The following is a 6,535-nucleotide window of genomic DNA, read 5'->3' on the forward strand; positions in this document are numbered from 1 at the left end:
GCTGCTACCCCTTCGCGGCCCGGGCGGCAATGCGGCGCAACCCGATGGTCCGCCACGCCGAACGGTTGCTGCCGCGTAACATTCGTATTTTTACGCAGAAGCCTGGCGCCGAAATCTAAACATCCGACGCCGTAGACTGGGCCACCCAAAGAACAACAGACATGGGTCGGGAGAGGTTGTCGTGAAACTCCGTTACTCGCTGCTCGCATTCTGCTCGAGCGTGATTGTCCACCCCGCGTTCGCCCAATCGAATGGCGATGCGCCGAAGCCGTCCACCACCGCGCAGGTGCCGGAGAAGGAAGTCTTCTCCACCGGCGTCGCCAAGGGCCGCGACCGGCTCGACAGCGCCACCTCGACCAGCGCCTATCGCGCGAGCGAGTTCGAGAAGCTGGGGCCGCGCCCGCTCGGCGACGTGCTCCGCACCATGCCCGGCCTCCGCGTCGAAAGCGGCATCGGCGAGGGAAACGCTAACTACACCGTCCGCGGCCTGCCGCTGGCGGCGGGCGGCTCCAAATACATGCAGTTCCAGGAAGACGGGCTGCCGGTGCTCGAATTCGGCGACATCTTCAACGTCGGTGTCGACGTGTTCATGCGCGCCGACTTCAACGTCGCGGCGATCGAATCGATCCGCGGCGGCTCGGGCTCGACCTTCTCGTCCAACGCGCCGGGCGGGCTGATCAACCTGATTTCCAAGACCGGCGAGACGCGCGGCGGCGCGGTGCAGGCCACCGTCGGGCTCGATTATGGCGAGAAGCGTGTCGACATGGATTATGGCCAGCCGCTCGGCGACGGCTGGCGCTTCCATGTCGGCGGCTATTACCGCTCGGGCGAGGGCCCGCGCGACATCGGCTTCACCGGCTACAAGGGCGGCCAGATCCGCTTCAACGTCACCAAGCAGTTCGCGACCGGCTATGTGCGGGTCAGCGGCAAGTGGCTCGACGATCGCTCGCCCACCTTCGCGCCCTATCCGATCCGGATTACCGGCACCAATGACAAGCCGGTGATCGGCAACGCCGGCAACTTCGACATTGGCAAGGATTCGCTGCTCTCCCCCTTCATCGGCCCGGTGACGACGCTGGACGGCGACAACAAGCTCGCCCGCTACGATGTCGCCAACGGCATGCACGCCAAGAGCAAGTCGATCGGTTTCGAGGCGCAATTCGACATCGCCGGAATCACGATCAGCGAGCGCGCGCGCTATTCGGCCAATTCGGGCGACTTCCTGCGCGTCTTCCCCTCCGCGGTGGGCCCGATCGCGACGATCGCCGCCTCGCAGGCGGGGGCCGGGGCGGTGGCGACCTATGCCAGCGGTCCGAACATCGGCAAGCTGGTGCCGGCCGACGCCAACGGCAACGGCCTGCTGTCGTTCAACTACATGGCGCAGACCCGCGCCCGCTCGCTCGACAATTTCACCAACGACATCCGCGCGACCAAGGTGTGGAAGCTCGGCCGGGGCGACCTGACCGTCACCGGCGGCCTCTACAAGGCCAACCAGAAGATCTACGCCCAGTGGCTGCACTCGGGGATCGACACCGACGTGGCGGGCGACGGCCAGACCGCGATGGTCAACGTCACCAGCGCCGGCGGCGTCGCGCAGACCCAGGACGGCTATTACACCTTCAGCCGCAACGGCAGCAAATTCCGCCGCATCTTCGATGTGTCGTACGACATCCTCGCGCCCTATGGCTCGGTGAACTATCATGTTGGCAAGCTCTCGATCGGCGGCAGCCTCCGCTACGATCGCGGGCGGGTGCGCGGATCGCTGGTCGGCGCGGATCTGGGCGGCGGCCGGGTCGGCCTGATCCGCTACGACATCAACGGCAACGGCGTGATCTCGGCCCCCGAGACCCGCGTCGCCTTCCTGCCGCTCGATACCCCTGCGCCAGTGAACTACAATTACGGCTATTGGAGCTATTCGAGCGGCATCAACTACCGCGTCGCCGAACCCTTCTCGGTATTCGCCCGCTACAGCCGCGGCGCGCGCGCGAATGCCGACAAGATCCTGTTCACCCCGGCGGTGAGCGCGGTCGACGGCGGCGTGCCCAACGCGGCGGACAAATATGACCAGGTCCGCCAGCTCGAAGGCGGGTTCAAGTTCCGCCATGCCGGCGCGACGCTCAACGTCACCGCGTTCCGCGCGACGGCGGACGACCACAATGTCCTCAACGGATCGGCCAACCAGACCATCCGCAGCTACCGCGCGACCGGTGTGGAGATGGAAGGCGGGTATCGCCGCGGCATCTTCAGCATCACCGCGGGTGCCACCTACACCACCGCCAAGATCACCAAGGACTTCCTGGATCCGACGCTGACCGGCAAGGAACCGCGCCACCAGCCGAGCTGGACGCTGGAAGCCACCCCGCAGATAGAGTTGCGCGGGGTGACCCTGGGCGCCAATGTGGTGACGATCACCAGCAGCTATGCGCAGGACAGCAACCTGCTCAAGATGCCGGGCTTCACCGTGGTCAACGCCTTCGTGGTGGTGAAGCCGATTGATCGGGTGCGGGTGATGCTCAACGCCAGCAACCTGTTCGACCAGGTCGGCTTCTTCGAGTTCAACCAGAGCGAAGTGCCGGCCAACGGCATCGGCTGGGGCCGCTCGATCAACGGCCGAACCGTCTCGCTCTCGGCCAAGTACGACTTCTGAGCGTCAAGGGCGCCGGACATTCCGGCGCCCTCTTGTTTCAGGCGAAGACCGCCTTCTTCGCGCGGCGGCGCAGCGCGGCGCCGGCGAAGCCGAAGCCGCCGATCAGCATCGCCCATGCGGCCGGTTCGGGCACCGCGCTCGGCGCCAGCGTGGCGGTGAGCGTCAGGTCGTCGATCGCCAGGCCATGGTCCGAACCGCCGACATCGCGGTCGATCCAGCGGATCGCGAAGCCGCCGCCATCGGCGATCAGCAGGGTGGCGGTCGTCGCGCCGATTGCCGTGCGGTTGCCCGCGGCATTGCCGTCGAGCGTGCCGCTCGCACTGCCCGAACCCGTGCCGTTCTTGATGCTGGCGAAATCGAGCGCATCGAACGCGGTCCAGCTGCCGTTCGACAGCGACGTGGCATTGATCGAATATTCGAAGCTGAGCCGGTCGGTGCTGGCGGTGCCGAGACGCCACTGCTCGCCGAAATAGTCCAGCGAGATCGACTGGATCGTGGCGCCCAGCGCGTTGGTGAAGAAGGCGCCGAACAGGATCGGCGTCGCGTTGCCCGAGGTGACGCTGCCCAGCGCGCGCTCGCTGCCCGTACCAAAGGCATAGGCGGTGCCGGTATTGGCGTTGCTCGTCGCATAGGCGTCATCCGAACCGGCGGTGCTGCTGCCGCGCTCGTCCAGCTTCCAGCCGCTGGGCAGCGCCTTGCTGGTGCCGCTGGTGGCCAGCGTGTTGAAATCCTGCGTGTAGGTCTTGGTCGTCAGGGTGATCTGGGCCTGCGCGACGGGCGCGCCGAGCAACGTGGCGGCGACAAGCGTCGCGCCAAAAAGCTTCTTCTGCATTGCTTTGGTTCCCCTACTTCACAAACCGCAAGCGCGGTCGCCCGGCACTAGGGCCGAACTGTGCAAGCCGTGTGACGATAGTTAAGAGAAAATGAACGGCTTGGCGCGCGCCGGGGCGCCCCGGCCCAGCGACCGTTTCGGCGCGCGTCCCCAATGGCGGGGTTCCCTCACCCCCGGGCTTGGGCTAGGCGACGGCAATGCCTTCAACCATCAGTTGTGACGTCGCCATTGTAGGCGGCGGCCTTGCCGGCGGGCTTATCGCGCTGGCAATCCGGAAGAAGAAACCCGATTGCACCGTCCGCCTGATCGAAGGCTCGGCGCGGATTGGCGGCAATCACCTCTGGTCGTTCTTCGCCGACGACGTGGCGCCCGAGCATCGCTGGCTCGCCGCGCCGCTGATCAGCCATGGCTGGAACGGCTATGATGTCGCCTTCCCAAGCCATTTCCGCAGCCTGCCGGCGCGCTACTACTCGGTCGAATCCGAGCGCCTGGACCGCGTCGTGCGCGACGAACTCGGCGAGAAGGGCCTGCTGCTCGAACGCGAGGCGGCGGACATCACGCCCACGGCCGTCGCGCTCGCCGATGGCGACCTGGTCGAGGCCGAAGGCGTGATCGACTGCCGCGGCGTCGGCGACACGAGCGCGCTCCAGCTTGGCTGGCAGAAATTCCACGGCGCCGAACTCGCGCTCACCGACCTGCACGGCGTCAAGCGGCCGGTCATCATGGACGCGACCGTTCCGCAGATCGACGGCTATCGCTTCGTCTATTGCCTGCCGTTCAGCCCGACGCGGATGTTCGTCGAGGACACCTATTACAGCGACACGCCGTCGCTCGACATCCTCGCCACCGGCGACCGGATCGAAGCCTATGCCGATGCGGCCGGCTGGCAGGTGGATCGCGTGCTGCGCGAGGAAGTGGGCAGCCTTCCGGTGGCGATGGGCGGCGACCATGCCGCCTATTGGGCGGCCGGCGGCCGCGGCATCGCCAAGGCAGGGATGAAGGCCGGGCTGTTCCACCCGATGACCGGCTATTCCTTCCCCGATGCCGTGCGCACCGCCGCGCTGATCGCCGAAGCCAGGGACTATTCGGGCGAGGCGCTGCACCAAATGCTGTATGGCTATTCCCGCGCGCTATGGCGCAAGCGCGCCTTCTATCGCATGCTCGCCGCGATGCTGTTCAAGGCGACCGAACCCGAGGAGCGCTATCGCGTGCTGGAACGATTTTACCGTCTGGATGCAGGATTGATCCAGCGCTTCTACGCCGCGCAATCCACCTTCGGCGATCGCGTGCGGGTGCTTTCGGGCAAGCCGCCGGTACCGGTGGGCCGCGCCCTTTCCGCGATCTGGAGCCGCTGATGCGCCGCGCAGTCGTGATCGGCGCCGGCTTCGGCGGCCTCGCCCTCGCCATTCGCCTCCAGTCCGCGGGCGTCGACACCATCGTGATCGAGGCACGCGACAAGCCCGGCGGCCGCGCCTATTACTGGGAGCGCGACGGCTTCACCTTCGACGGCGGCCCGACGGTGATCACCGATCCCGACGCGCTGAAGGAGCTGTGGCGCCTGTCCGGCCATGACATTTCGGAAGACGTGACGCTAAAGCCGGTAACGCCCTTCTACCGCCTGTCCTGGCCCGACGGGACGACGTTCGACTATACCAATGACGATGCGATCCTGGTGGGCGAGATCGCCAAGCTCGATGCGGGCGACATCGCCGGCTATCGCAAGTTCCTCGATTACTCCGAGCGGGTCTATCAGGAAGGCTATGTGAAGCTGGGCGCCAAGGCGTTCCTCGACTTCAAGTCGATGCTGAAGGCGGCGCCGGCGCTGATGCAGAACCAGGCCTGGCGCTCGGTCTATTCGATCGTTTCCAGCTATGTGAAGAACGAGAAGCTGCGCGAGGCGCTGTCGTTCCACACGCTGCTCGTGGGCGGCAACCCGATGGCGACCAGCAGCATCTACGCGCTGATCCACAAGCTGGAGCGCGACGGCGGCGTCTGGTGGGCCGAGGGGGGCACCAACCGGCTGATCGCGGGCATGGTGAAGCATTTCGAGCGGCTGGGCGGCATGGTCCGGATCGGCGACCCCGTCGACGAGATACTGACGCTGGGCGACCGCGTGGTCGGCGTCCGCACCCATAGCGGCTTCGAGGTCGAGGTCGATGCGGTGGCGAGCAACGCCGACATCGTCCACAGCTATCGCGACCTGCTGCGCAACTCGCGTAGCGCGCGGCGGACGACCAGCCGCCTGCTCAACAAGCGCTTCTCGCCGTCGCTGTTCGTGGTGCATTTCGGGCTGCGCGGCACCTTCCCGAACATCCCGCACCACATGATCCTGTTCGGGCCGCGCTATAAGGGCCTGCTCGACGACATCTACACCAACGGCGTGGTCAGCGAGGACTTCTCGCTGTACCTCCACCACCCTAGCGCCTCGGACCCGAGCATGGCGCCCGAGGGCCATTCGACCTTCTACGCGCTGGCGCCGGTGCCGCATCTCGGCAAGTTCCCGGCCGACTGGAACGAGGTGGGCCCGATCCTCGAATCGCGCATCCTGGCGGAAGTCCAGCGCCGGCTGATCCCGGACCTGGCCGAGCGGATCGTCACCAAGTTCCACTATGCGCCGACCGACTTCCGCGACGACCTGGCGGCGCATCACGGATCGGGCTTCAGCCTGGAGCCGATCCTGACGCAAAGTGCCTGGTTCCGCGTGCACAACCGCGACGATGCGATCTCGAACCTGTATTTCGTCGGCGCCGGCACGCATCCGGGCGCGGGCATCCCCGGCGTGGTCGGCAGCGCCAAGGCGACCGCCGAGTTGATGCTGGGCGAGATCGGGACGTAGGTTCCCCGGTATCTAAGCCCCTCCTCCTGGGAGGAGGGGTTTGGGGGTGGAGGGATTCCAGAACCTCGGATGGTCTCGGTGAGACACAGCCCCACCCCAACCCCTCCCCTAAAGGGGAGGGGCTTAAGTGCGGGAAACCCCTCTCCCTCCCGGCCAAAACACGCTATCAGCCCCGCCACAGGAGCATGAAATGAAGCGTATCGCCGTCTATTGCGGCTCC

General features: G+C 66.4%; 4 protein-coding genes. 3 read left to right on the forward strand and 1 reads right to left on the reverse strand.

What is annotated here, in order from left to right:
* The first annotated feature begins 181 nt into the window (after positions 1 to 181).
* On the forward strand, positions 182 to 2,647 hold the full coding sequence (locus tag SPI01S_RS09365) for a TonB-dependent receptor domain-containing protein (RefSeq protein ID WP_066721460.1): 2,466 nt from the start codon (positions 182 to 184) through the stop codon (positions 2,645 to 2,647).
* A gap of 37 nt (positions 2,648 to 2,684) precedes the next feature.
* On the opposite strand, the gene SPI01S_RS22995 is transcribed toward SPI01S_RS09365, so the two are convergent.
* Positions 2,685 to 3,479, reverse strand: a complete 795-nt coding sequence (locus SPI01S_RS22995) for a PEPxxWA-CTERM sorting domain-containing protein (protein ID WP_066721462.1) — start codon at positions 3,477 to 3,479, stop codon at positions 2,685 to 2,687.
* A gap of 197 nt (positions 3,480 to 3,676) precedes the next feature.
* Here SPI01S_RS22995 and crtY point away from each other — a divergent pair, with 197 nt between their 5' ends.
* Positions 3,677 to 4,834, forward strand: coding sequence for a lycopene beta-cyclase CrtY (crtY, locus tag SPI01S_RS09375; RefSeq protein ID WP_066721464.1), 1,158 nt, complete (start codon positions 3,677 to 3,679; stop codon positions 4,832 to 4,834).
* Entirely contained in the window at positions 4,834 to 6,315 is a 1,482-nt protein-coding gene (locus SPI01S_RS09380; RefSeq protein WP_066721466.1) for a phytoene desaturase, read from the forward strand. Before crtY ends, SPI01S_RS09380 begins: the two co-directional genes overlap by 1 nt.
* Positions 6,316 to 6,535: the final 220 nt, after the last annotated feature.

Origin of the sequence: Sphingomonas pituitosa NBRC 102491, from assembly GCF_001598435.1 — a bacterium.
Taxonomy (GTDB): Bacteria; Pseudomonadota; Alphaproteobacteria; order Sphingomonadales; family Sphingomonadaceae; genus Sphingomonas; species Sphingomonas pituitosa.